Origin of the sequence: Zymomonas mobilis subsp. mobilis ATCC 10988 (assembly GCF_000175255.2) — a bacterium.
GTDB classification, from domain to species: domain Bacteria; phylum Pseudomonadota; class Alphaproteobacteria; order Sphingomonadales; family Sphingomonadaceae; genus Zymomonas; species Zymomonas mobilis.
The window spans coordinates 1,449,158-1,472,672 of record NC_017262.1 but is presented as its reverse complement, the minus strand read 5'-3'; the positions used below and the strand labels follow the sequence as shown (position 1 = coordinate 1,472,672).

General features: G+C 44.3%; 23 protein-coding genes and 1 tRNA gene. 10 read left to right on the top strand and 14 right to left on the bottom strand.

Translation table 11 applies throughout. The features are described from left to right. Positions 1–201: 201 nt before the first annotated feature. The gene (locus ZMOB_RS06590; protein WP_252507258.1) at positions 202–513 is read right to left on the bottom strand and encodes a hypothetical protein; all 312 of its coding nucleotides are present in this window, start codon (positions 511–513) and stop codon (positions 202–204) included. A gap of 403 nt (positions 514–916) precedes the next feature. Here ZMOB_RS06590 and ZMOB_RS06585 point away from each other — a divergent pair, with 403 nt between their 5' ends. Continuing rightward, positions 917–1,924 (top strand): adenosine kinase, encoded by a 1,008-nt coding sequence (locus ZMOB_RS06585; protein WP_014500968.1) that lies wholly within the window; start codon positions 917–919, stop codon positions 1,922–1,924. Between the two features lie 120 nt (positions 1,925–2,044). Here the strand turns inward: ZMOB_RS06585 and secF are convergent, their stop codons facing one another. The 3 genes from secF to yajC are packed head-to-tail and all read right to left on the bottom strand — an operon-like array spanning position 2,045 to position 4,916. After that, positions 2,045–2,962, bottom strand: a complete 918-nt coding sequence (gene secF, locus ZMOB_RS06580; protein WP_011241620.1) for a protein translocase subunit SecF — start codon at positions 2,960–2,962, stop codon at positions 2,045–2,047. Between the two features lie 16 nt (positions 2,963–2,978). Then, positions 2,979–4,562 (bottom strand): protein translocase subunit SecD, encoded by a 1,584-nt coding sequence (gene secD, locus ZMOB_RS06575; RefSeq protein WP_011241621.1) that lies wholly within the window; start codon positions 4,560–4,562, stop codon positions 2,979–2,981. 6 nt (positions 4,563–4,568) lie between these two features. Beyond that, positions 4,569–4,916, bottom strand: coding sequence for a preprotein translocase subunit YajC (yajC, locus tag ZMOB_RS06570; RefSeq protein ID WP_011241622.1), 348 nt, complete (start codon positions 4,914–4,916; stop codon positions 4,569–4,571). 241 nt (positions 4,917–5,157) lie between these two features. On the opposite strand from yajC, the gene ZMOB_RS06565 reads away from it, so the two are divergent. After that, positions 5,158–5,234: transfer RNA gene (locus tag ZMOB_RS06565), tRNA-Pro, on the top strand. Between the two features lie 561 nt (positions 5,235–5,795). Here the strand turns inward: ZMOB_RS06565 and ZMOB_RS06560 are convergent. From ZMOB_RS06560 to hemC, 6 genes are all read right to left on the bottom strand, one after another. Further along, positions 5,796–6,767, bottom strand: coding sequence for a beta-ketoacyl-ACP synthase III (locus ZMOB_RS06560; RefSeq protein ID WP_014500967.1), 972 nt, complete (start codon positions 6,765–6,767; stop codon positions 5,796–5,798). Beyond that, positions 6,764–7,819: a phosphate acyltransferase PlsX gene (gene plsX / locus ZMOB_RS06555; protein ID WP_012817606.1), complete on the bottom strand. Its 1,056-nt coding sequence runs from the start codon at positions 7,817–7,819 to the stop codon at positions 6,764–6,766. Before plsX ends, ZMOB_RS06560 begins: the two co-directional genes overlap by 4 nt. A gap of 12 nt (positions 7,820–7,831) precedes the next feature. Continuing rightward, a complete protein-coding gene (gene rpmF, locus ZMOB_RS09910; RefSeq protein ID WP_011241625.1) occupies positions 7,832–8,011 on the bottom strand; it encodes a 50S ribosomal protein L32 in 180 nt (59 codons plus the stop codon). A 210-nt stretch (positions 8,012–8,221) separates the two neighbouring features. Beyond that, complete coding sequence (locus tag ZMOB_RS06550) at positions 8,222–9,244, bottom strand: hypothetical protein (protein WP_012817605.1); 1,023 nt, start codon at positions 9,242–9,244, stop codon at positions 8,222–8,224. A 69-nt stretch (positions 9,245–9,313) separates the two neighbouring features. Beyond that, positions 9,314–10,042: a uroporphyrinogen-III synthase gene (locus ZMOB_RS06545; protein ID WP_012817604.1), complete on the bottom strand. Its 729-nt coding sequence runs from the start codon at positions 10,040–10,042 to the stop codon at positions 9,314–9,316. A gap of 34 nt (positions 10,043–10,076) precedes the next feature. Further along, a complete protein-coding gene (gene hemC / locus ZMOB_RS06540) occupies positions 10,077–11,003 on the bottom strand; it encodes a hydroxymethylbilane synthase (protein ID WP_014500966.1) in 927 nt (308 codons plus the stop codon). Here hemC and tsaD point away from each other — a divergent pair. Further along, entirely contained in the window at positions 11,002–12,093 is a 1,092-nt protein-coding gene (gene tsaD / locus ZMOB_RS06535; protein ID WP_011241629.1) for a tRNA (adenosine(37)-N6)-threonylcarbamoyltransferase complex transferase subunit TsaD, read from the top strand. The two genes, hemC and tsaD, sit on opposite strands and share 2 nt — an antisense overlap. Then, positions 12,094–13,116, top strand: a complete 1,023-nt coding sequence (locus ZMOB_RS06530; protein ID WP_014500965.1) for an NAD(P)H-dependent glycerol-3-phosphate dehydrogenase — start codon at positions 12,094–12,096, stop codon at positions 13,114–13,116. Positions 13,117–13,193: 77 nt separating this feature from the next. On the opposite strand, the gene infC is transcribed toward ZMOB_RS06530, so the two are convergent. The 3 genes from infC to ZMOB_RS06515 all read right to left on the bottom strand — a co-directional run bounded on the left by infC (position 13,194) and on the right by ZMOB_RS06515 (position 17,077). Beyond that, positions 13,194–13,733 carry a translation initiation factor IF-3 gene (infC, locus tag ZMOB_RS06525; RefSeq protein ID WP_011241631.1) on the bottom strand — a complete coding sequence of 180 codons (540 nt, stop codon included), beginning with the start codon at positions 13,731–13,733 and terminating at the stop codon, positions 13,194–13,196. A gap of 111 nt (positions 13,734–13,844) precedes the next feature. Continuing rightward, on the bottom strand, positions 13,845–16,454 hold the full coding sequence (gene mutS, locus ZMOB_RS06520) for a DNA mismatch repair protein MutS (protein WP_014500963.1): 2,610 nt from the start codon (positions 16,452–16,454) through the stop codon (positions 13,845–13,847). 128 nt (positions 16,455–16,582) lie between these two features. Beyond that, entirely contained in the window at positions 16,583–17,077 is a 495-nt protein-coding gene (locus ZMOB_RS06515; protein WP_017466467.1) for an outer membrane protein assembly factor BamE, read from the bottom strand. A 213-nt stretch (positions 17,078–17,290) separates the two neighbouring features. Here ZMOB_RS06515 and ZMOB_RS06510 point away from each other — a divergent pair, with 213 nt between their 5' ends. The 6 genes from ZMOB_RS06510 (at position 17,291) to gshB (ending at position 22,583) form a co-directional block, all read left to right on the top strand. Next, a complete protein-coding gene (locus ZMOB_RS06510) occupies positions 17,291–17,830 on the top strand; it encodes a YceD family protein (protein ID WP_011241634.1) in 540 nt (179 codons plus the stop codon). Between the two features lie 166 nt (positions 17,831–17,996). Continuing rightward, positions 17,997–18,659: a 50S ribosomal protein L25/general stress protein Ctc gene (locus ZMOB_RS06505; protein ID WP_011241635.1), complete on the top strand. Its 663-nt coding sequence runs from the start codon at positions 17,997–17,999 to the stop codon at positions 18,657–18,659. Positions 18,660–18,733: 74 nt separating this feature from the next. Further along, entirely contained in the window at positions 18,734–19,303 is a 570-nt protein-coding gene (gene pth, locus ZMOB_RS06500; RefSeq protein ID WP_014500962.1) for an aminoacyl-tRNA hydrolase, read from the top strand. Positions 19,304–19,352: 49 nt separating this feature from the next. Continuing rightward, positions 19,353–20,453: a redox-regulated ATPase YchF gene (gene ychF / locus ZMOB_RS06495; protein WP_012817597.1), complete on the top strand. Its 1,101-nt coding sequence runs from the start codon at positions 19,353–19,355 to the stop codon at positions 20,451–20,453. Between the two features lie 96 nt (positions 20,454–20,549). Then, positions 20,550–21,313 (top strand): IS5 family transposase gene (locus tag ZMOB_RS09905; RefSeq protein WP_099045773.1). Its coding sequence is split into 2 segments (ribosomal slippage): positions 20,550–20,883 and positions 20,883–21,313, totalling 765 coding nucleotides; the frame shifts between segments, so codons are not numbered across the junction. Positions 21,314–21,632: 319 nt separating this feature from the next. Further along, complete coding sequence (gene gshB / locus ZMOB_RS06485) at positions 21,633–22,583, top strand: glutathione synthase (RefSeq protein ID WP_014500961.1); 951 nt, start codon at positions 21,633–21,635, stop codon at positions 22,581–22,583. 4 nt (positions 22,584–22,587) lie between these two features. Here gshB and ZMOB_RS06480 read toward each other — a convergent pair whose 3' ends face one another. Then, positions 22,588–23,511 (bottom strand): tyrosine recombinase XerC, encoded by a 924-nt coding sequence (locus ZMOB_RS06480; RefSeq protein WP_014500960.1) that lies wholly within the window; start codon positions 23,509–23,511, stop codon positions 22,588–22,590. Between the last annotated feature and the right edge of the window lie 4 nt (positions 23,512–23,515).

Sequence of the window (23,515 nt, the reverse complement as noted above, 5' to 3'; positions counted from 1 at the left end):
GAAATATAACAACATGACCTTTGCCCCAGGCAAAAGACTTGATGCTTTTCTAACGAGGGGCAAGGCTTTCGGCAATCCGTATGAAAGGAAAATAAGGCGATAAAGGCCAAAAATCGAAGATAGCATAAAGGGCTATGTTCTTTTATTTCTCGAAAGGCTTTTATCCTTTTTAGCGGCTACCCAGACTCGCTATTCAGACAATCACTTATGATGTGGCTTCTGGACAAGCATTCTAAGACAATTTTCCTGATTGAAATCATTGCCTTGTAAATCTCGGACATCAACATGCCGCACCACCATTTCTTCATTCTTGTGTGGCGGATAAAGATAGGCATCCAAAACACAAACCGAACTCTGGAATTGCAGACGCCTTGCCCAAGGCTCATCAATATCCTGATCAGGAGAACCAAAAAGACCAATAAGATTACGGGCTGTCATTCCTTGTAATTTGGGTAAACGATCAGGTGAAGCCACCGGAGCAACCGGACGTTTTACAGGAGGTGGTGTCACCACAGGATGCTTTTCCCCTCCACCGCATCCAGATAGGCACATAAGGATCGGGACAAAACTTCCGAGCAACGTTCTTTTCAGAAAAGATTTGTCTAGCAAAATAGCCGGTGTCCACTGTCTATTGCCAATTTGATCCATAAAAATACGATACTTTCTAAGCCGTAAAGAGATTCGCCTAAAGAGAATAAGGCATATTTATCAAGGCTTCTTATTTTCCAGAAAAGGATATCCTGTCCATCGGCTTTCTTTACCGATAAGCCGATATCTGCCTCCTTTGACCGCAATGACAGAATTTTGTCTCTTGAGAGATATGAATAAAACCCTTTTCTGCTGTTTGCTCGCTTTTCTAACGCCGTTATGGCATCTGAAATTTTAAATTAGGCATATTTATTCAGGAAAGGCCGCTATGCCGCATAACCGCTATGATATTGTTGCTATCGGAAACGCCATTGTCGATGTTTTGGCAGCCACGGACGATCAGTTCTTATCCGAAAAAAATATTACGAAAGGATCGATGCAGCTGATTGATGCCGATTCAGCTGAAACCCTTTATCAGGAAATGAATCCCAGCCATGAAATTAGCGGTGGTTCAGCAGCGAATACCCTTGTTGGTGTAGCTGCCTTGGGTGGACGTTGTGCCTTTATTGGACAAGTCGCCAATGATCCGCTTGGTCAGGTTTTTCAACAAGATATTCGCGCTCAGAATATTCATTTTGATGTCCCCGTTCAGGAAGCAACTATTCCAACAGGGCGATGCCTTATTCTGGTTTCGCCTGATGGCGAACGGAGTATGAATACCTTTTTAGGGGTTGCCCAGACTTTACATCAAACTGCCATCAAGCCAGAAGTGATCGAGAATGCAGAAATTCTGTATCTCGAAGGCTACCTTTGGGATCCTGAAGTACCACGCTCAGCGATGAAAGAAGCGATCCAAATTGCAAGAAAAGCAGGCAAGAAAGTAGCTTTAACGCTTTCCGATACATTCTGCATAGAGCGCCATCGTGAGGACTTCAAAGAGCTGATCAATAACGGTCTGATTGATATACTCTTCGCGAATGAAGGCGAATTAAGATCATTGGTGCAACATGATGATCTAGATCGGGGCATTGAAGAAGTCGCAGCAAAACTGCCTTTGTTGGTGGTTACCAAAGGCCCAGATGGTGCTATTGCTGTCCAAGATATGGAACGGACAGAAGTATCCGCCAAGAAGATCGATCAAGTCGTCGACACGACAGGTGCAGGCGATCTTTTTGCAGCTGGTTTTCTTGCCGGTCAGGCCAGAAATCTTTCTATTGCGGCCAGCCTTGAAATGGGTGCCATTGCAGCAGCAGAAATTATCTCCCATTATGGAGCACGGCCTGAAAATGATATTAAAACAATGATTGAATCTGCATTGAACATTAGTCTGAATTAGGGCAGGGGAAAATTCTCTTTATCTGTTCGATATAAGGATAAAGAGGCAACCTGATCAAAGTAACAAAAAAGGCTCCGAATAGTTTTCGGAGCCTTTTTTTATTGGGATCGAAATCTGTTTTTATTCCGATTTTGCTGTCTTTGGTCGTAAATTTAGGAAAATCAGCAAAGAGGACGAGACATAGATAGAAGAATATGTGCCGACGATAACTCCAAGTAGCATAGCTGCTGTGAAGCTACGAACGGCATCGCCTCCAAAAATAAGTAAAATGCCCAGAACCAAAATCATGGAAAAACTGGTCATAACCGTTCGGGGTAAGGTTTCATTGACAGAAAGATCAATCAATGAACCTAAATCCATCTTGCGGAATTTTCTTAAATTCTCACGAATACGGTCATCAATAACGATTTTATCGTTAATGGAATAACCGGCAATCGTCAAAATAGCTGCTACAATGTTCAGGTCAAATTCCATACGTGTTAAGGCAAAAAAGCCAAGAATGACCAACACATCATGGGCAACCGACACAAAAGTTGAGACGGCAAACTGCCACTCAAAGCGTAACCATGTAAAAATTACGATACCAGCAATAGCGAGTAAAACAGCAATAATCCCACTGCGCATTAACTCACCAGAGACCTTACCGGAAACGGTATCAACACGCTCGAAATGCACATTAGGAAATTGCTGTGATAAAGAAGTCTGAACAATCTTGACCACTTTTTGGGAGGCTGATTCATCGCCGGGCGGCAATGGCAACCGGATCGACACATTGTTATTGGTGCCTATTTGCTGAAGACTGGCCTCACCGATATTCAGACGGTTAATATCCCGCCGCAAAGTATCGAGTTCAACCGGTTTTTCAAAATGGGCTTCAATCATCAAGCCGCCGACGAAATCAACACCAAGATTGAGTCCTTTTACACCCAACAAGGCTACAGAAGCCAAGGTCAGGATGAAGGTAAGCAAAAATGCTATCCCTCGTAAGCGGACAAAACGGATATTCGTGTTATCCGGGACAATACGAAGCAATGCCATAGTGATATGCCCCTTCCTAGATCGTCAGTTTAGCCGGACGACGTCTCAGATAGAGAGCCACCAACATACGGGTAAAGGTAACGGCAGTGAAAACCGAGGTAATAATCCCGATTAACAGAACTACGGCAAAGCCCTTAACAGGCCCCGAACCGAAACAGATCATAATCAACGCCGAAATAGCATGAGTCACATTGGCATCAAAAATCGTCCGGCTCGCTTCTTTATAGCCCATATCAACCGCATGAACGGGGGTGCGCCCACGGCCAATTTCTTCACGGATGCGTTCATTGATAAGCACGTTGGCATCAACCGCTGCACCAATGGTCAACACAAGACCAGCAATACCAGGCAGTGTCAGAGTAGCACCAAGAACAGCCATAACCGCCAATATTAAGAACAGGTTAAGGATAACCGCACTGGAAGCATAGATACCAAAACGGCCATAAACACTGATCATAAAAATGACGATCGCTACAATAGCGATACTGCACGCCAAAGTTCCGGCACGAATAGAATCCGCCCCCAAACCAGGACCTACTGTTCTTTCTTCAACTACCTTCAAAGCAACCGGCAAGCTACCGGAGCGAAGCGCGATAGCCATCTGATTAGCTGAATCAATAGTAAAACTACCAGTGATAATGGCAGAACCACCTAAAATAGGCTCATTAATCGACGGAGCAGAAAGGATGACGTTATCCAAAATAATGGCAAAGCGTTTACCTGGATTTTTCTGGGTCACTTCCGCGAAACGGCGGCCACCGTCAGCATTAAAGCTGATCGATACAGCCGGTAGGCTATTCTGATCCATCGTCTGATCGGCATGAACAAGATCAACACCCGTTACAATAGCGCGACGTTGAACAGCGACAGGCTGGCCAGATTGCGCAATCATCACTTGCGTCCCAATCGGCACTTTTCCTTGAGCCAGATCGGCTGATTTGACGCTGTCATCCACCAATTTGAATTCAAGTTTGGCTGTTTTACCAATCAAGGCCTTTAAGGCTGATGGGTTTTGCAAACCAGGAACCTGAACAACGATACGATCACTTCCTTGGCGGATAATAATGGGTTCTCTTGTTCCCAAGGAATCGATGCGCTTGCGAACGACTTCGGTTGCGCCTTCCATCGCCTGATTGACAAAAGATTGGATACCAGCCTTGGTTGGACGCATCACAATACGATTGCCGTCAACGACCCGAACATCCCAATCACGCTGTCCTGTGGCACCGATACCATTCGTTAAGGTTCTGACCGCTTCAACGGCGCTATCCAACTGGTGGTTATCGCGTACCATAAAGCTAAGCTGATCATTATCGGCAGACATATCGCCAATAGTAATAGCCGGTTGTGCTCGGCTGATCTGGGAACGAACCATTTCTTCCATGGTAACGATACGTTGATGAGCAACATCTGCCGTATCCGCTTCAAGTAGAATATGGCTTCCCCCAGAAAGATCGAGACCGAAATTAATACGGGGCAAAGCCCCTAAGCCGAATTTCTGGTCAAGATTTGAAGGCAATAGGCTGGGGATAGCCAAAAAGACCCCCAGCACCAGCACTAAAATAATCGACCAGATTTTCCAACGCGGGAAGTCAAGCATAACAGATTATTCAACCGTATTGGAATTGGCAGCCGTCAGTGGCTGAACACTTTGTAAGGTCGCTTTAACAACGGATATTTTAATACCCTTTGAAATTTCAATTTCTACTTCGCGATCGCTTACTTTTAAAACTTTACCAATGATACCACCGGCGGTGATAACCGTATCGCCTTTCTGAACAGCATCAATAGCACGCCGCTGATCCTTAAAGCGCTTCTGCTGCGGCCGGATCAACATGAGATAAATGATCAGAAAAACAACGAGGAAAGGCAACATAGAAAGCAACTGACCAGAAAAACCATTCAAGCCAGCAGAATTGCCCGCTGTCTGGGCAAAGGCAGGAGTTGAAAACATCGAAAAACTATATCCTGAAAAGGGAAAGAAAAGCCTTAGTTTATAGCATTAGATAAACCTCAGGCGATTATTTTATAATTATCACGATAAAAGCGATGGCCGCAACCGATCATTCTCTTTTATCCTCGGATATCATCCAGATATGATGGAGTTGTTTTAAGGCAGCGAGAAAAAATTTATAAAAACATGCAATCTTTACTTGCGTCTATCAAATAATTCCCCTAGATTTTGCCACCTCGGTCGGGGCGTAGCGCAGCCTGGTAGCGCATCACACTGGGGGTGTGGGGGTCGCTGGTTCGAATCCAGTCGCCCCGACCAGCTAATCTCAAATATTCTTCTTTTAAAAACAGATATATTAAGCGCAAGCCGTAGATAGCTTTTAGCCAACGCGCTTAAAAGAACAGCCCTGTATATTCAGGCTGTTTATGGCCCAAATTTGGGTTTCTTCTTAGAATTTTAATTATTTCGTGTGATTGCTATTAAACAATAATACAGTAAAATTCAAATTACCTAAAATAAACTAATTTAATAAAAAATAACTAAAACCTAGATTTCTTTATATTTTCATCTCAGAAAACAGCTAATTTCTTCAGCTAGGCTATACCAGCAATATCAAGACATATTTAGCACAAGCTTTTTAATAAGATAATTAACAAAAATCTTTACAGAAAGCGAGCTACAGGGATCAAAGCATCGTAAAAAGGCAGAATATTCATCAAGCCTTCTCCTATTCTTATATCGAAGGATTCTCTTTACCGAAGATTGCTATATCTACTAGATCAACTCTGAAAAAATACTAAGGGCTCACTTTACCCATAAAAAAATAGGCTATCCCTTGTCAGGGTATAGCCACTAAAGAATCCAAAGATAGAACGCGCGCTAAAAACGAATAACAGCGGCGCCCCATGTAAAACCACCGCCCATAGCTTCCAGAACAACAAGATCACCGGACTTTATGCGGCCATCTTGCACAGCAGCATCTAAAGCCAAAGGAACAGAAGCCGCTGCAGTATTAGCATGACGATCGACAGTCATGACCACTTGCTCAGAAGGAACACCTAATTTTTGAGCTGTCGCAGACAGAATTCGAGCATTTGCCTGATGTGGAACAACCCAATCAACTTGAGAAGCTGAGAATCCTGAAACCGTCAAGGCTTCTTCGGTAACAGAAACCAAATTAGTGACAGCATGGCGGAAAACCTCACGCCCTTTCATTAGCAGCTTTCCAACAGTTCCTGTCGTCGAAACACCACCATCACTGCATAGTAAATCTTTGTAGCGTCCATCAGCATGTAATTTGACCGTCTGAATGCCTTTTTCAACATCATCTGTCTGACGTAAGACAACCGCCCCCGCCCCATCGCCAAATAAAACGCAGGTCGTTCGGTCTTCCCAGTTTAATAAACGGGTAAAGGTTTCAGCACCAATAACCAGAGCTACTTTAGCGCTATCAGTCCGAAGCATGCTGTCAGCAACAGACAAAGCATAAAGGAAGCCCGAGCAAACAGCCTGAACATCAAAAGCAATACAATCACCAACACCTAAATCTGCCTGAACACTCATAGCCGTTGCAGGCAAAGTATAATCTGGTGTTGTAGTTGCAACGATGATCAGCCCCACCTCTTCTGGTGCGACATTTGCATTTTTGAGTGCACGACGGGCAGCTTCCGTAGCCAATGTGCCGGTAGTTTCATCTGAATCTGCAATATGGCGGAAACGAATACCAGTTCGCTCAACGATCCAGGCATCCGAAGTATCAATATGATAATTTTGCGCTAACTCGTCATTGGAAAGACGTGTCTTAGGCAAAACCGATCCGGTTCCGATGATTGCTGACCGCCGCATAGTCATGCCTGCAATTCCTTATTGCTCGCCTGAGAAAAAAACATATCCAGATCATCGGCGATGCAATTGACCAGATTAGAACGGACAAGCTTAGCTGTCAGATGAACGGCTTGAGCGATACCAGATACGTTAGCATTCCCATGGCTTTTAACAACGATGCCATTAAGACCAAGAAAAATTGCGCCATTATGATTATTCGGATCAAGATAAACTCTAAATAATCTGAAAGCAGGTTTTGAAAGCAGAAAACCTAATTTGGAACGCAATGAACTTGAAAAAGCACGCCGGAGAAGGTTAGTAATGAAACGTGCCGTGCCTTCGATAGTTTTCAATGCAATATTGCCAGAAAAACCATCTGTCACGATAACGTCAGCATCCCCTTGGCCAATCCTGTCTGATTCAATAAAACCAGTATACTGGAAAGCTGTCTGTTCAGTTTGACGCAAGAGAGCCGCGGCGGCTCTTAAATCTTCGGTACCCTTCATCTCTTCGGTACCGATATTGAGTAAGGATAGTCGAGGGCAAGGAATGCCCATAGCCGATTGAGCATATACAGCGCCCATTACCGCGAACTGGACCAGATTACGCATATCGCATTCTGTATTGGCACCCAAATCCAGCATAACAACCCCATTTTTGCCCAATGTTGGCAAGATGGTTGTTAAGGCTGGACGATCGATACCACGCATCATCCGCAAGTAAAGCTTTGCGATTGCCATCAATGCGCCAGTATTACCTGCAGACAGAGCAGCATCAGCCTCCCCTGTCTTTACTGCAGAAATAGCCATGCCCATAGAACTTTTGCGGGCACGGCGCAAAGCCAAAGACGGTTTCTCTTCACCAGAAATAACATCTGGTGCAGGGCATATCGTACAGGCCGGTGCAAGCTCAGGGAATAGATCCATCTGTGTACGCACAAGCGCTTCGTCACCATATACGCGGAAACGCAAATCCGGATCAGTTGATAGCGCAAGTGCCAAAGCTGCAATGACAACTCTCGGACCACCGTCCCCGCCCATGGCATCGACAGCGATCAGAGCTTGATCCTTACTCATCATTAATTAGACAGATCAGGCTTCTACAGCGATGATCTCACGCCCATTATAGTGACCACAAGCTGGGCACATATGATGCGGACGTTTTAATTCGCCGCAATTTGGGCATTCCTGATAAGCTTCTACCGTCAAGGCATGGTGACTACGGCGCATATTCCGCCGTGAAGGGGTAGTTTTTCTCTTAGGAACAGCCATCTCGGAACCTTAAAATTAAATGAAGCGATAAAAAATTTAGCGACGATATGAGGCCTATGTCATAAACCGGCAAGGAAAAATAACATGCGAGTTTATGCTACCAGAATCGTCGCGCATCAAAGCGCGTATAGCGAATTTCGCCTGAGTTACAAGCCCCAAGCGACAATTTGAACAAAATACGCCCGAAAATTGGCGTTGATTCAATTATATTTATCTTTGATGATTGTCTGGAATACTTGTTGAATGTTTTTCTTCTGTATCAAGCGAATCAGTATTTTTTTCCGAAGTCGGATTATCGATTGCGGGTTGATCTGGCGATAAAAGAGCTGAGGTTTCAAGAATATCTAATGCATTCCTTGCCAAAGAATAACGCTTAGCGGCATTCAGCCAATTTTGAGCATAACGAGCCCCTGGCAGCTTTGAGATATCAGCAATAGCTCCATCGACATTACCATTATTCAAAAAACGGATCGCCTCTTCTAATTGTTCAGAAGGCATCGTTGACACTTCGCCATGACGGTGGATAACAAACAGATTAGAAAAAAACTGGCGAGAATAACTCAACCACCCTTGTTGTTTGTCCGGCTTGAGTAAATCTCCCTTGAGCGGGATAAGTCCAGCGACTAATTGTTCAAGCGTAACCGGTTGCCGTGAGGCATTTAAAATAACAGAAACGGCTTGCTGCTGACTATTACCAAACCGCGATTGTAACAAGCCTTCTAAATAGCCTAGAGGTTGGCCACGATTAAGCGCCCGTCTTGCAGCAAAAGCAACAAGGAGACTCTCCGCTCTACCTGCATCCCCAATAGCAGCTTTGGTTTCCTTGCTGACATCATCAATACGATTTTCAAGGCGATCTATTCGGCCATTTAAGGCATCAATAGAGGCCGTTACATTCGAATTAGAAGAATCTGTTTGTGGGAGCGCCACAGTACCATTTTGAGATTGAGCATTTCCAGACATAGAAAGTTGCGAAGGTAACTGAGGTGTCTTCTCGGAAGATTGTTGATTATTGGGGACAGAAGCTGGAGCAATAAGCATTCTGGCTGGCTGCCAATGTGATAATGAGTAGATAGTAACACCGACGCCACAAAAGAATGCAGCACAGGAAAAAAGCAATTTTGATTGCCACGGCCGTTTTTTTGAAGACTGTGAGGCATTGACCAAAGGATCAATTGAAGAATTCGATTCTTTATTTCCGGCATAATTATGAATACCGTTGTTATTTGTCATACATCTGTCCCTGAATATTTGCCTCTGATTCCATTCAGAATCTGCCTTCATTCATTTTCTATCCGAGTTTCATTTCAAGCTAGCTGCCGCCTTTAACAAAGATGTGTCATCAGGATATTCAGCTATTGCCATTGCTCGCCACTCTTTTCCAATTTGTTCTGCTACTGCTGGGCTAATAACAGCAATCTGAACTCTGTCTGGATTGATATCCGTTTTCGCAAGCAAAAGACGAAATTGCTCTGCAAAACGAGAAGAGTGTAATAGGACTATGGCATTTTCTACTAATGCCTGACAGGCTTCTATCGGTAAACTGGCAATATTTTGCATTCTATAAAGAATTTTTATAAAGAATTGAGTGTTTTCTTTCAGAGAAAAATTTTTATAGTCATAATCTTTGTAAATCTCGCCGCAGAGCCTTAATATCCGCATTCTTTTGTCCCGTTCAAGACAACAAAGTACAGATGCGCCATTACCTTCGGCCGTTACAATATGCTGAAACCCTGCCTGACGTGCCGCCGCCTCAGTAGCCTTGCCAACCACGTAAAGAGGATAGTCTTTTAATTTATCCAGTTCACTTCCTCCGTGATAAATAGCTTGGGCACTCGTTACCATAACCGCATCAAAAGATAGAGATTCATTTATTGACCAAGGTATCGATATAGCCGTTGCAAGAGGCGTTTTTATTACTTGCCAGCCTACTTTTTCTGCACGCTTGGCTGTAGCGGTTGCCCCCGGCTCGGGGCGTAAAATCAATAATTTATCTTGAACACGATTATTTAATTGCCATTCTCTCAGCATATTGGACTCTGTTCAGATAGGGAGCAAATGCCGATTAACGTTCTGACAATACTCTGGGTAGGAAGAGAGCTTGCACCTCCGGCGGAGATTGATTCAACAATAAGCTACCAACTTCAAAAGCATCAGAAGGTTGACTAATTTCTTTATCAATAGACGCCGAAAATTTTCCATTTTCCGTATAGAGGCAAGCTCTCAAACGGATATTTTTTTCTAAAATCTCGGCAAAAACCGCAATCGGAGAATGGCAATCAGCATTGAGCCGAAGAAGAAGTTGCCTTTCTGACTGAACCGCTAAATGTGTAGGGTAATGATCAATTATAGATACTTTTTCCCAAGCAGCGGAATCTGCCAGAGCCTCGATTCCGATAGCGCCCTGCCCAGCAGCTGGCAGCATCTGATCTAAGGGAACATCATATCCCACATCATTTCTTCCGAGTCGAATGAGACCAGCGGCGGCAAGAAGGGTAGCATCAAACTGTTTATTAGCCAGTTTTTCTAAACGAGTGTCTATGTTCCCCCGTAACAGTTTAATCTCGATATCAGGTCGGATGCACCTTATCTGGGCAGCTCGACGTGGCGATGCCGTTCCAACACAACCAGAATAAGGCAATACTTCTAAGGAAGGGATTCCAATCAACCTGTCATGAACATCTTCTCTAGGAAGCATAGCCGCTATAGAGATATGTGAAGGACGAAAAGTTTCAACATCCTTCATAGAATGTACGGCAGCATCAATTTGACCTGTTGTCAAAGCGATATCCAGCTCTTTTGTCCAAAGCGCCTTTCCACCAATATCCGCTAAAGCCTGATGACGATTTTTATCACCAGAAGTGCGAATAGGTACAATGACAACAGCATCCTCTGACCAGCTATGTGCAGCACATAAAGCAGAGGCGACTGAGCGTGCCTGAATAAGGGCTAGAGGGGAACCTCGGGATCCGAGACGAAAAGGAAGTTGCATGATAGTTGCTCTACCGCCCCTTATGGTGGCAGAAAAGCCCCCTATGGCATTAGTTTTAGGTCTTGAGTCGAGTTGCGACGAAACAGCAGTCGCATTAGTTGATAATGATGGTAATATTATTTCCAGTCATTTGGCAACACAAGAAATTTTACATCGTCCTTATGGCGGTGTAGTTCCAGAAATTGCGGCAAGAGCCCATGTCGAGCGTCTAGAGCCGTTAGTAAGAAAGGTTTTAAATGAATCAGGAAAAAATTTATCAGAAATAGATGCCATTGCAGCAACTGCGGGGCCAGGCTTAATTGGCGGCGTTATGGTTGGTTTTGTAACAGGAAAAGCGCTTTCTCTTGCCTGTAAAAAACCACTGATTGCGATTAACCACCTAGAAGGTCACGCCTTAACCCCTCGTTTAGCAGATAAAACTCTGTCTTTTCCTTATTTATTATTGCTTATCTCTGGTGGTCATTGCCAAATTCTACTGGTTAAAAATGTGGGCGAATATCGCCGCCTAGCAACAACAATTGATGATGCTGGCGGTGAAGCCTTTGACAAAACGGCTAAAATTTTAGGATTAGGCTTTCCTGGAGGCCCAGCTGTAGAAAGAGAAGCTTTGAATGGCGATCCAATGGCGGTTCCCTTACCTAGGCCATTAATTAAAAGCAAAGAACCTCATTTCTCTTTTGCAGGACTTAAAACCGCGGTTTTAAGAGCATATCAATCTGGCATTTATAAAAGACACGATATTGCAGCATCATTCCAACAGGCTGTTATTGATTGCTTAGTCAATCGTAGCGAAAAAGCTCTCAAAAAGATTGAAGGCGAAAATATTCAAATCAACGCCTTTGTTATTGCTGGAGGTATGGCTGCGAATCAAGCCATCCGTCCTGCACTTACGGATCTAGCAGAAGCACATAATTTACCTTTGATTGCACCGCCGCCTTCGCTATGCACTGATAATGGCGCTATGATCGCATGGGCGGGCGTCGAACGGTTTCGTCTGGGAATGATTGATAATCTTGAGAGTCCAGCGCGAGCAAGATGGCCGTTAGACCCTCATGCTGAAAAAGCACGCGGTGCCGGAGTAAAAGCGTAGATGCCTGTTCTTGAAGAAAAGAAAACAGCCGATCATTTTCATCATATCGGTGTCTTAGGTGCGGGGTCATGGGGAACGGCTTTGGCAGCCGTAGCCAGTTATAAAGGTGCCGTCACTTTATGGGGCAGAAAAAGAGAAATTATTGATGCCATTAATCAGAGACACATCAATCCTGATTATTTGCCTGACATCATTATACCCCGAACTATCCATGCAACAGATGAATTAAATGATCTAAGTTCAGCATCTGCTTTATTGGTAGCCATTCCAGCCCAAAAAATGAGATCTGTTTTAAGACAGATTCCCAATGATAGTCGCCCATTAATTTTATGTGCAAAAGGAATAGAAGCGGAATCTGGCCTATTGATGTCTCAGTTAGCGGCCGATATTTTCCCTCACCGTCCTATTGCAGTTTTATCTGGGCCAACATTTGCAAGTGAAGTAGCACGCCATTTACCGACAGCCGTGACTTTAGCAGCCAAAGAGAAGGATATAAGAGCGGCCTTAATGCAAAGGTTAGCCATTCCAACATTTCGCCCTTATGCCTCGTCTGACGTGATTGGTGCGGATGTTGGAGGTGCTGTCAAAAATGTATTAGCGATTGCCTGTGGAGTCGTTGCAGGTGCAAAACTTGGCAATAATGCCCGTGCAGCCGTTATTAGCCGCGGTTTTGCAGAAATGAACCGCTTTGGTATTGCATTGGGTGCAAAAGAAGAAACTTTAACGGGATTATCCGGTTTAGGAGATCTTGTCCTGACCTGCTCGTCGGAATTGTCTCGTAACTTCACTTTTGGGAAAAAACTTGGTGAAGGCTATAGCTACGAAGAACAGCAAAAGAAAAGAGCAGTTACAACAGAAGGCGTTTTCACAGCGCCTGTCTTACAAAGAGTTGCTAATAAACTAAAAGTAGAAATGCCGTTGGTTTCAGCCATTTGTGATTTGATTGAAGGTGAATCTGTCAATTCAGTCTTAGAGAGATTGTTATCCCGCCCGCTCAAGGGAGAATACAGTTTTTCGGTCTAAATTATATTAAAATATATCTAACAGATTATCTGGATAGCGCGTGACGCGGCATAATACCGCGTCATCGCTGGGCAATATTACTTCGGAGCTACGACCATCAGCATCTGACGTCCCTCCATGCGAGGATGTTGCTCTACCTTCGCAATTTCTTGAGTATCAGCCTGAACGCGCTGCATCACTTGCATACCAAGCTGACCATGAGCCATTTCACGACCACGGAAACGTAAAGTCACCTTAACTTTGTCGCCATCTTCTAAGAACTGGACGATTTTTTTCATCTTGGTGTCATAATCATGCTGGTCAATATTTGGCCGAAGCTTGATTTCTTTAATTTCCTGTGTTTTCTGGGTCTTTCTGGCAAGATTAGCCTTTTTCTGGGCTTCATACTTGTATTTGCCAACATCCAGAAATTTGGCAACAGGCGGATCAGCATTCGGAGAGACTTCGACTAAATCAAGGCCTACTTCTTGTGCTTGCTCCATTGCCTGACGCGTGTACATGACGCCAAGATTTTCACCATTTTCATCAATGACACGGACACGGGGACTTTGTATGAACTCATTGTAGCGTGGGCCACTCATCGGCATAGCTGCCTGTCCATGAGGGCGCCTCATCATCGGCGGACGTATAGCGGATTCTCCTGTTATTATTATGACGCATTAAGCCTCAAACAACTCTCACTTATTCCAAAAAATTATTGAGAAAAAGCCAGAGAATATATTTTTCTTTTACATCACCTTATCCTTCGCTGCCAGTTCTTTCAGCCGATAGATAACATCCAAGGCTTGGCGAGGAGTAAGCGCGTCGGCATCTAATTCTGAAACTGCATCATAAAGTGGATCATTCTGCGGTAAAACAGTTTGAAAAGCCTGTACTCCGAAAAGAGGTAAATCAGAAAGATTAGCTGAAGAATCGTTATTTTTACCGGAAGAATTTTCTAATTGAGCAAGAACCTCACTTGCCCGTTTTAAAACAACGGGTGGCAGTCCTGCTAAACGAGCAACTTCGATACCATAGCTTCTATCTGCGGCACCTTCTGCCATTTCATGCAGCAAAACCAGATCACCCTGCCACTCTTTGGCACGGACATGGTGAAGCGACAAAGCAGGAAGACGCGAGGTCAGTTGCGTTAGCTCGTGATAGTGAGTCGCGAATAGACAACGACATGCATTAATATCATGCACAGCTTCAACAACGGCCCAAGCGATAGCCAGTCCATCATAGGTTGAGGTTCCCCTGCCGACCTCATCAAGAATCACAAAACTACGATTGGTTGCCTGAGACAAGATGGCCGCCGTTTCTACCATTTCAACCATAAAGGTTGAACGCCCTCGCGCTAAATTATCTGAAGCTCCAACTCGACTAAAAAGACGATCGACCAAACCGATCCGTGCTTTTTCTGCCGGAACAAAACTGCCAGTCTGAGCTAAAACAGCTAAAAGAGCATTTTGACGCAGAAAAGTGGATTTACCTCCCATATTGGGACCGGTTACTAACCACAAACGGTTTTTTGGATCTAAATTAGTATTATTGGCAACAAAGCGTTCACCTGATTTTACTAAAGCATTTTCGACAACAGGATGACGACCTTGAATAACATCAAAGCAGCAAGAATCATCAACGGTTGGCCTTGTCCAATTTTTTTGGACAGCGCAATCTGCAAATCCTGCTGAAACATCAAGGCGCGCTAAGGCGTCCGCACAAGCCGCTATATGGTCACGTTTTTCTAAAGTGCTTTCGATTAAACACGCAAGATGCTTGCTTTCAATTGCAATCGCCTGAACGCCGGCCTGTGTTGCTCTTATTGCCTGTTCATGAAGTTCTGACGCGTTAAAACGTACAACGCCAGCCAAAGTTTGACGATGCGTAAAACCAGAATTCGCTTGCATTAAAGCATCAGCATGTCTGGAAGGTACCTCAATATGATAACCCAGCACATTATTATGACGGATTTTTAACGTATTGATACCTGTCTTTTCTCGATAGGTTGCCTCTAAGGCCGCAATGGCACGTCGACTTTCTCCACCCATCGACCGCAATTCATCTAAAGCATGATCGTAGCCTTTGGCGATAAAGCCACCTTGAGTGGCATCAATGGGAGGCTGTTCGATTAAAGCCCGCTCGAGAAGATCAACCAGAGATCCATGCCCACGAAAAGCAGGGAGAATCTGCTCCAGAAGCGCAGGTTTAGGTTCAAGAGAGAATAATTTTTCATAAAGAATAAAAGCCTGTTTCAAGCCATCTCTTAACAGACTTAAATCACGTGGAGTTCCCCGGCCGGCGACTAAACGCCCAAGAACCCGGGCTAAATCGGGAGATCCTTTTAAAAGGTCCCGAACATCCTCTCGTAATAATGTATCATAAAAAAAGAATTCAACAAGATCGAGTCGCTTATGAATAACATCGATATCCATAAGTGGTGCACCAAGATCCGCTGTCAGAAGGCGAGCCCCAGCTCCGGTAACGGTATGATCAATAGAAGAGACTAAACTACCATCCCTCCGGCCTTCTGTTGAGGCAGTTAACTCAAGGCTAGATCTGGTAGCCGCATCAATCAACATATGATCAGCATAAGCCCGCCTGACAGGCTGCTGCAAAAACGGTAGTTTACCCTGCCCTGCACGATCCAGCCATGCCAATAAACCGTCAATTGCAGCAAGCTCAGCACGAGAAAAAATCCCAAAGCCGTCAAGTGTTGAAATCTTGAAGAGTGATTTTAGTCGAGCTTCTCCATGTGGACTATTGAAACACTCATTACTTAACGCGACAGCTTGGGGAATCCGATTTTTATAAGCGGCCTGCTGAACTAAGGATTCTGGAGCAATAACTTCAGCAGCTGAAAGCCGTGCTAACTCAGAATCGAGACGGCCTTCTGACAAAGTAATGGTTTCAAAACGGCCTGTCGAAATATCAGCGGCAGCTAGCCCAAAATCACTACCAGCACGGGCGACTGCAACAAGCCAGTTTGCAGCACGAGAATCTAGCAAAGCTTCTTCTGTTAAAGTACCTGCCGTTACGACGCGGATAATCGCTCTTTTTACGAGCGCTTTTGATCCACCTCGTTTTTTTGCTTCTGCTGGCGTTTCAACCTGATCAGCAATCGCAACGCGGCAGCCGGCTTTTATCAGGCGTGCAAGATAAGATTCCGCTGCATGAATGGGAACACCACACATCGGAATCGATTCTTCGATATGAGTGCCTCGGCTAGTAAGAGCAATATCAAGAATTGCTGAAGCCTTCTTAGCATCATCAAAAAAGAGTTCGAAAAAATCCCCCATACGATAAAAGAGCAAACAATCTTGAGCTTGCGCTTTCAGCTCGTAATATTGCTCCATCATCGGTGTTACATTCCGCGATTTTGAAGCAGCGGTATTCTTTGCAGCTTTAATCTTTTTGACAGTCACGATTACCAGATTTAATTTTCAAAAAACGATACAGTAAAATATTGGAATAAAATTACTCATTTTTAAGGTGTCGTACCACCGGGACCAGCTCCTACAGGTGTCATCCCTGCCATACCTCCAACAGCGGCTACGTTATTAAATAGCTCAGCAAAGAAACCACGATGGGTACTGAGGGTTACAGTTTGGTCTCTGATTGGATGGATATGGGAAACATGTTCAAGCCCCATAGTCTCAACACGAGAAACATTTCCTCTTGGATCAAAATGAACAGCTAAAACATTTTGTTTGTAAGCTTTCGGCAAAGAGAAGACGAGCTGTTTTGTATCAGTGCTGATGTAATACCATACATTAGGATCGAACTCGCCTGCTAAAGTCGGGCGGCCTAAAGTTTTTTCAACAGATTGCCGGTTGTCCACACCCGGGGAAACAGACTGAACCATGGCTTTATCGACCATATATCCGCGATGGTCTCTTATTCTTGTGCATCCGACAGACAAGCCGGCCAGCATAAGAAGTATGCCTGCTTTGCCTTTTTTTCCCAACCGGTTAATGGTCATATTGAGTTATGTACTCCATAGGCCTTTGTTTCAAAGTAAAGGCTATCAGCAAAATATATGAAAAATCCAATCCATCCCCTTCATGGGAAGCTATGATTGAACTATATTACAAACAATAGCTATATTCTGTCTGGTTAAAGCTTTTTTTGATTTGAACAAATGGAAAAAGCCTAATCGAACAGATATTTCATTCCTTTTTTCGGGAGAGACCCGATGGATACATCCGTATCCCCAGAATTTTCGCGCATTTTTAACCTAAATCAGATTAGCGAGCAAGCACAGCATGTCAGCTTACAGGCGAATGATATAGAAAAATCGGCTTTAGCTAAACGCTTTTCGTTGAAAGCTATAGATTCACTCCAAGCGAATATTGACTTCTATCGTGAGGGGACAACCGTTGTTGCGCATGGTAGAATAAAAGCTTCTGTCATCCAAAATTGCTCTGCGACAGGTCTACCTTTACCGATAATGGTTGATGAAGACTTTGCTCTAAGATTCCAACCAGAAGAATCTGAAAAAGACTTCGAAGAAGAAATAGAACTATCACCTGATGATTGTGATACTGTTTTCTATAGCAACAGTCGGATCGATTTGGGCGAAGCTGTCGCTGAAACATTACTCCTCGTTCTCCCCTCTTTTCCCCGCCATCCTGATGCCGATCAGATATTAACAAAAGCTGGCGTCTTGCCAGAAGAGAAAGCCTCGCCATTTTCCATATTAGAAAAGCTGAAAGCAAAAACAGCAAACAAATAAAAATTTGTCCGTTTTCCTAAAGAATTTGAATAATAGCGCCCGAAAGAAGCGGTTTTCTTTGTATAGCGGCTTGCTCGAGAGGAGGTCCTCCTCTATGAGCCTTTCTACGGGTCGATCATCCCTGGAGGCGACCCGTTTTTTCTAATTTAAAATTTTGGAGACTAACATGAGCGACACGCTCAACCTGTTGGCTAAAAAGCGCGACCGGGCTGGTAAGGGAGCCTCCCGCGCTATCCGTCGCGAAGGCCTCGTTCCTGCTGTTATTTATGGCGATAAAACCCCTGCAATGGGTATCACTGTAGATCATATTGCCTTGTTTAAAATGTTAAACACTGGCCATTTCATGAACTCTGTTGTTACCATTGATGTTGATGGTCAAAAATTACCGACCATCCCGAAAGATGTTCAGTTCCATCCTGTAACGGATCGAGTACTGCATGTAGATTTTCTGCGCGTTAGTGCAAATAGCCTGGTCGAAGTGGCTATTCCAGTTTCGTATGTTGATGAAGAAAAATCACCGGGCATCAAGCTTGGTGGTGTTCTCAACATTATTCATCACGAACTGAAGCTTAAAGTTAAAGCGACAGCTATCCCTGAAGAAATTGTTGTTTCTGTCGCTGGCCTTGAAGTAGGCGATTCTATTCATCTGAATCAGATTAAGCTGCCAGAAGGTGCCGAATTGGCTCATGATGAACATGAATCAACGGCAGCGACGGTGATTGCACCGTCAGGCATGAAAAGCAATGCTGATGACGAAGCCGATGCAGCTCTTGCTGCTGCAGCTTCCGCAGCTTCTGCTGAAAAGAAAGAAGCTGAAAAATCTGAATAAGGATAATGATCCGCCTGTCATACGGCAGGCGGATTTTTCTTCATATTTTTATATTATTTTCTAGGTAGAACAGAATGCAGATTTGGGCAGGCCTTGGTAATCCTGGGTCATCTTACGCACTTAATCGGCATAATGTAGGCTTTATGGCAGTTGATATGCTAGCCAGCGAAAGATCCTTCGCGCCATGGAAAAGAGCTTTTCAAGGTCAAATCTCCCTTGGCCAAATTGATCAAGAACGTATCCTGCTTTTGAAACCAGCCACTTTTATGAATGAAAGCGGACGCGCGATTGGTGAAGCCATGCGTTTTTACAAATTAACACCCGAAGATGTAACAGTTTTTCATGATGAATTAGATATTGCCCCTATGCGGGTTAAGGTGAAAAAAGGCGGCGGGGCGGCTGGACATAATGGACTTCGATCTACGATTGCTCACATAGGACAAAGTTTTCGGCGGGTAAGATTGGGTATCGGACATCCAGGAGAGAAATCTCGCGTTCATGATTATGTTCTTGGCAATTTTGCCAAAAGTGAAACAGATAGTCTCGCTGACATGTTAAATGCTATAAATCAAGCAATTCCGTGGCTAGCAAATGATGACGATGCCCGTTTTATGAGTGAAATTGCTTTACGTCGTCAGTCCTAAGCTATGGTTTGTATCCATTAAACGGAATTAAAAATAGAAGGATAAAGATATGGGTTTTCGTTGCGGTATTGTGGGTTTGCCAAATGTCGGGAAATCAACCCTTTTCAATGCGCTGACAGAAACCGCGGCAGCTCAGGCGGCCAACTATCCGTTTTGCACCATTGAGCCTAATGTCGGCCAGGTTGCTGTACCCGACCCTCGCTTGAACCAAATTGCAGAGATTGCTAACTCTCAACGTGTTGTTGAAACACAGTTAGGCTTTGTCGATATTGCAGGTCTGGTTCGAGGCGCATCAAAGGGTGAAGGCTTAGGAAATCAGTTTTTAGGGCATATCCGTGAAGTTGATGCTATCGTCCATGTATTACGTTGTTTCGAAGACGATGATATTACTCATGTCGAAGGCAAAGTTGATCCAGTCGCAGATGCAGAGATAATTGAAACAGAATTACTGTTAGCGGATCTCGAGAGTCTTGAGAAAAGAGTTCCCAACCTCCAAAAAAAAGCTCAAGGCGGAGATAAAGAGGCGAAAGTGGCCGCCAGTGTTTTGGGGCAAGCCCTTGATTTATTACGTGATGGGAAGCCGGCGCGTTTGACACAACCTAAAGACGTAGATGAAGAGCGTCATTTTGCTCAAGCACAGCTTATTACAGCAAAACCGATCTTGTATGTATGTAATGTTGATGAAGCGGCTGCAGCTGAAGGCAATGAATTTTCTGCAAAAATCTTTGAACGCGCAAAAGCTGAAGGATCAAGAGCTGTCATTGTTTCGGCTGCCATTGAATCTGAAATAGCGACAATGGAACCCGAAGACCGATCTGTTTTCTTGTCTGACCTAGGATTAAAGGAAACCGGACTAGGTAGAATTATTCGCGCGGGCTATGACCTGCTTGATCTTATTACGTTTTTTACGGTTGGTCCAAAAGAAGCTCGTGCATGGACTATAACAAAAGGCGCAAAAGCACCACAAGCCGCTGGCGTTATTCACACAGATTTCGAGCGCGGTTTTATTCGGGCAGAAACTATCGGCTTTGATGACTATATTGCATGTGGTGGTGATGCTGGAGCTCGTGAAGCAGGTAAGCTGCGTCAAGAAGGCAAAGAGTATGTTGTTACTGATGGTGATATCATGCTGTTCCGCTTCAATGTCTAAAATCTTTTACCCCACCATTTCTAGGCTCAGGACCTGTTAATTTCTTGAGTTGAGCGGGCTGTTGTGATTCACAGGTTTACCGATGGAGGTGAAGCTGTGAGTGACGTGTTTTTGCTGTCTGAGCACCAGATGGAACGGATTAAGCCGTTTTTTCCACTGGCGCATGGTGTGCCGCGTGTCGATGACCGTCGTGTCCTGAGCGGGATCGTTTACGTGATCCGCAACGGCCTTCAGTGGAAAGACGCCCCGAAAGCGTATGGCCCGCACAAGACTTTATACAACCGGTTTATCCGGTGGAGCCGCCTGGGTGTCTTTGACCGGATCTTCGTCGCCCTGACGGAGCAGGCAGGCCGTTCAAAGCGTCTGATGATCGATGCAACACATCTGAAAGCACACCGGACAGCGGCCTCCCTGCTCAAAAAGGGGCTTTTCCCCGCCATATCGGACGCACGAAAGGCGGACTGAACTCAAAGCTTCACGCTGTATGCGATAGTCAGGGCCGCCCTGTCCGGCTGCATCTGACCGCAGGTCAGGTCAGTGACTTCAAAGGCGCGGATGTTCTGCTGGCAAATCTGCCGGAAGAAACACAAGAAATTCTCGGGGACCGGGGATACGACAGTAATAAAATCAGACAGTCTCTCGCAGACCGGAATATCACCGCCTGTATTCCGCCGAAGAAGAACCGGAAATCAAAGCCGCCTTACGACTGGCATCTGTATAAAAAACGTCACCTCATCGAAAATATGTTCGCAAAGCTCAAAGACTGGCGGCGTGTCGCAACACGATACGACCGGTGCGCTCACACATTCATGTCAGCAATCCATATCGCAGCAAGTTTCATCTTCTATCTCAAAGAATGAGTCCTGAGCCTAGTTAAAGAGTATTTAATCTGGTTAGGAAGCACCCAAGGGAATCAAGAAAAACTGGTTTCCTTGGGAAGGAATATATTTTTTAATAAAGTAACTAATTCGAATTCTTTTATTTTTGCCATTCAAAATAAAACATTTCACCATTTTGCACAAAAAATTTTGTAAATTTCTCCAAAAAATTCATTAAAATTAAAAAATAATTCTTATAGCTTAGATATTAAAGCTATAATCTTCGATTTAATGGCTTGAAATAAAAGAGCCTGAAAGGCAATTCTCTATAAGAGAGTTTGAATTTTGGGAGATATATACGGTGCATCTTAAAGTTGCGGTTCAGATGGACCCTTTGGAATCTGTTAAGATAGCGGGTGATTCTTCCTTTGCTCTTATGCTAGCAGCTCAAAAACGTGGTTATAAATTATGGCATTATCTGGCTTCAGATCTCAGCTATAAAGAAGGTCGAGTTGTTGCAAAAGCGCATCCCGTTCAAGTTAATGCGGTTCAAGGTTCTCATTATACCGAGGAGCCTGAAGAAGAGATTGATTTAGAAAGTGATGTTGATGTTGTTTTAATGAGGCAGGATCCTCCTTTTGATCTTGCCTATATTACAGCCACCCATTTGCTTGAACGCATTACGAATAAAACTTTAGTGGTTAATAATCCCGCAGCTGTAAGAAATGCGCCTGAAAAATTATATGTTCTTGATTTCGCTCAATTTATGCCACCGACATTGATTACGCGCGATGTCGAACAATTACGGGCTTTTCATAAGAGGCATCATGAAATCGTAGTTAAACCCCTTTATGGTAATGCTGGATCCGCTGTATTTTATATCGGCCGTGACGGGAAAAATATTGGAGCACTGTCAGAATTATTTGGCGAAGTCTGGAGAGAACCTTATATGGCGCAGGCTTTTATCCCAGATGTTAGTAAGGGTGATAAACGAATTATTCTAGTCGACGGAGAAGTGGCGGGCGCTATCAATCGAGTCCCCCGTCAGGGTGAGATTAGATCTAATTTAGGTGTCGGAGGAACCGCCGAGGCGGCTTCTCTTACTGAGAAAGAAAAAGAAATTTGTCAGATTTTAGGGCCAGAATTAGCAAAACAAGGGCTCCTATTTGTCGGAATTGATGTGATTGCAGGATATCTGACGGAAATAAATGTCACATCTCCGACTGGGATTGTCGCGATGGATCGTTTTAACGATAGTAATGTTGCCGGTATGATATGGGATAAAATCGAAAATAAAATCAAAAGCCTATAAGATGCTATTTATCGGCGCGGGGATGTGCCGCCCGATAAACATCTAGCAAACGAGCTGCATCAACTGCTGTGTATATTTGCGTAGAAGAAAGGCTTGCATGGCCTAGTAACTCTTGCAAGCTACGGAGATCTGCCCCCCGCCCCAGTAGATGAGATGCAAAGCTATGACGTAACGCATGTGGTGTTGCCTTGTTATCAAGGCCAAGGTGGTAGCGCGCCTTGCGGACTGTCCGTCGTAGAACGTCAGCAGAAAGAACACCCCCTTTTGCACCTCTAAAAAAAGGCTGACTTCCAGAAAAAGCATAGGGGCAAAGCCGGACGTAGGTTTCCATTGCTCTTTTTACTTTTTCTAGCAAAGGCACAATGCGTATTTTAGATCGTTTGCCTACAACCCTTAAAGTCGTCTGTAGGGGTAATATTTCACATGTCAAATTAAGCGCTTCGCTTATCCGAAGACCAGAACCATATAAAAGAAGCAGTAAGGCTAAATCACGTGCTTCTATCCATTGTTCTGAAGCCTCTTCGCTGGCTTCCTTTGCTAGCGCGACAGCATCTTCAGGTGATAAAGGTCTTGGGATGCCTTTCTTTACCCGTGCCCCTTTTATAGCCGGAATGGGATCTAGACCTATAAAGCGCAAAAAAGCACGTATCCCTGAAATTTCGCGAGCGACAGAACTATTAGCTAGGCCGGATTGACGACGATAAGCTAAAAAAGCTCTAATTTCTGCAATATCAGTTTTTTGGAGCGTATTTTTATCAATTAAATCACCGCGATGATTTCCAAGAAAGCTAATAAAGCGATGGACAGTGGCCATATACGCCCGAATACCATGAGGCGAACGCCGCAATGAGAATTGCAAATACTGTTCCCATTGCGTAGCCAGCAACCGTGCAGGGTGACTGTCTTCAAACCAATTCTTATTTTTCATTAGA

Bases quoted from the DNA above. Each gene is read 5' to 3' on its own strand.
- ZMOB_RS06585 (WP_014500968.1), top strand. From the start codon at position 917: ATGCCGCATAACCGCTATGATATTGTTGCTATCGGAAACGCCATTGTC.
- secF (WP_011241620.1), bottom strand. From the start codon at position 2,962: ATGGCATTGCTTCGTATTGTCCCGGATAACACGAATATCCGTTTTGTC.
- secD (WP_011241621.1), bottom strand. From the start codon at position 4,562: ATGCTTGACTTCCCGCGTTGGAAAATCTGGTCGATTATTTTAGTGCTG.
- yajC (WP_011241622.1), bottom strand. From the start codon at position 4,916: ATGTTTTCAACTCCTGCCTTTGCCCAGACAGCGGGCAATTCTGCTGGC.
- ZMOB_RS06560 (WP_014500967.1), bottom strand. From the start codon at position 6,767: ATGACTATGCGGCGGTCAGCAATCATCGGAACCGGATCGGTTTTGCCT.
- plsX (WP_012817606.1), bottom strand. From the start codon at position 7,819: ATGATGAGTAAGGATCAAGCTCTGATCGCTGTCGATGCCATGGGCGGG.
- rpmF (WP_011241625.1), bottom strand. From the start codon at position 8,011: ATGGCTGTTCCTAAGAGAAAAACTACCCCTTCACGGCGGAATATGCGC.
- ZMOB_RS06550 (WP_012817605.1), bottom strand. From the start codon at position 9,244: ATGACAAATAACAACGGTATTCATAATTATGCCGGAAATAAAGAATCG.
- ZMOB_RS06545 (WP_012817604.1), bottom strand. From the start codon at position 10,042: ATGCTGAGAGAATGGCAATTAAATAATCGTGTTCAAGATAAATTATTG.
- tsaD (WP_011241629.1), top strand. From the start codon at position 11,002: ATGATAGTTGCTCTACCGCCCCTTATGGTGGCAGAAAAGCCCCCTATG.
- hemC (WP_014500966.1), bottom strand. From the start codon at position 11,003: ATGCAACTTCCTTTTCGTCTCGGATCCCGAGGTTCCCCTCTAGCCCTT.
- ZMOB_RS06530 (WP_014500965.1), top strand. From the start codon at position 12,094: ATGCCTGTTCTTGAAGAAAAGAAAACAGCCGATCATTTTCATCATATC.
- infC (WP_011241631.1), bottom strand. From the start codon at position 13,733: ATGATGAGGCGCCCTCATGGACAGGCAGCTATGCCGATGAGTGGCCCA.
- mutS (WP_014500963.1), bottom strand. From the start codon at position 16,454: ATGATGGAGCAATATTACGAGCTGAAAGCGCAAGCTCAAGATTGTTTG.
- ZMOB_RS06515 (WP_017466467.1), bottom strand. From the start codon at position 17,077: ATGACCATTAACCGGTTGGGAAAAAAAGGCAAAGCAGGCATACTTCTT.
- ZMOB_RS06510 (WP_011241634.1), top strand. From the start codon at position 17,291: ATGGATACATCCGTATCCCCAGAATTTTCGCGCATTTTTAACCTAAAT.
- ZMOB_RS06505 (WP_011241635.1), top strand. From the start codon at position 17,997: ATGAGCGACACGCTCAACCTGTTGGCTAAAAAGCGCGACCGGGCTGGT.
- pth (WP_014500962.1), top strand. From the start codon at position 18,734: ATGCAGATTTGGGCAGGCCTTGGTAATCCTGGGTCATCTTACGCACTT.
- ychF (WP_012817597.1), top strand. From the start codon at position 19,353: ATGGGTTTTCGTTGCGGTATTGTGGGTTTGCCAAATGTCGGGAAATCA.
- ZMOB_RS06480 (WP_014500960.1), bottom strand. From the start codon at position 23,511: ATGAAAAATAAGAATTGGTTTGAAGACAGTCACCCTGCACGGTTGCTG.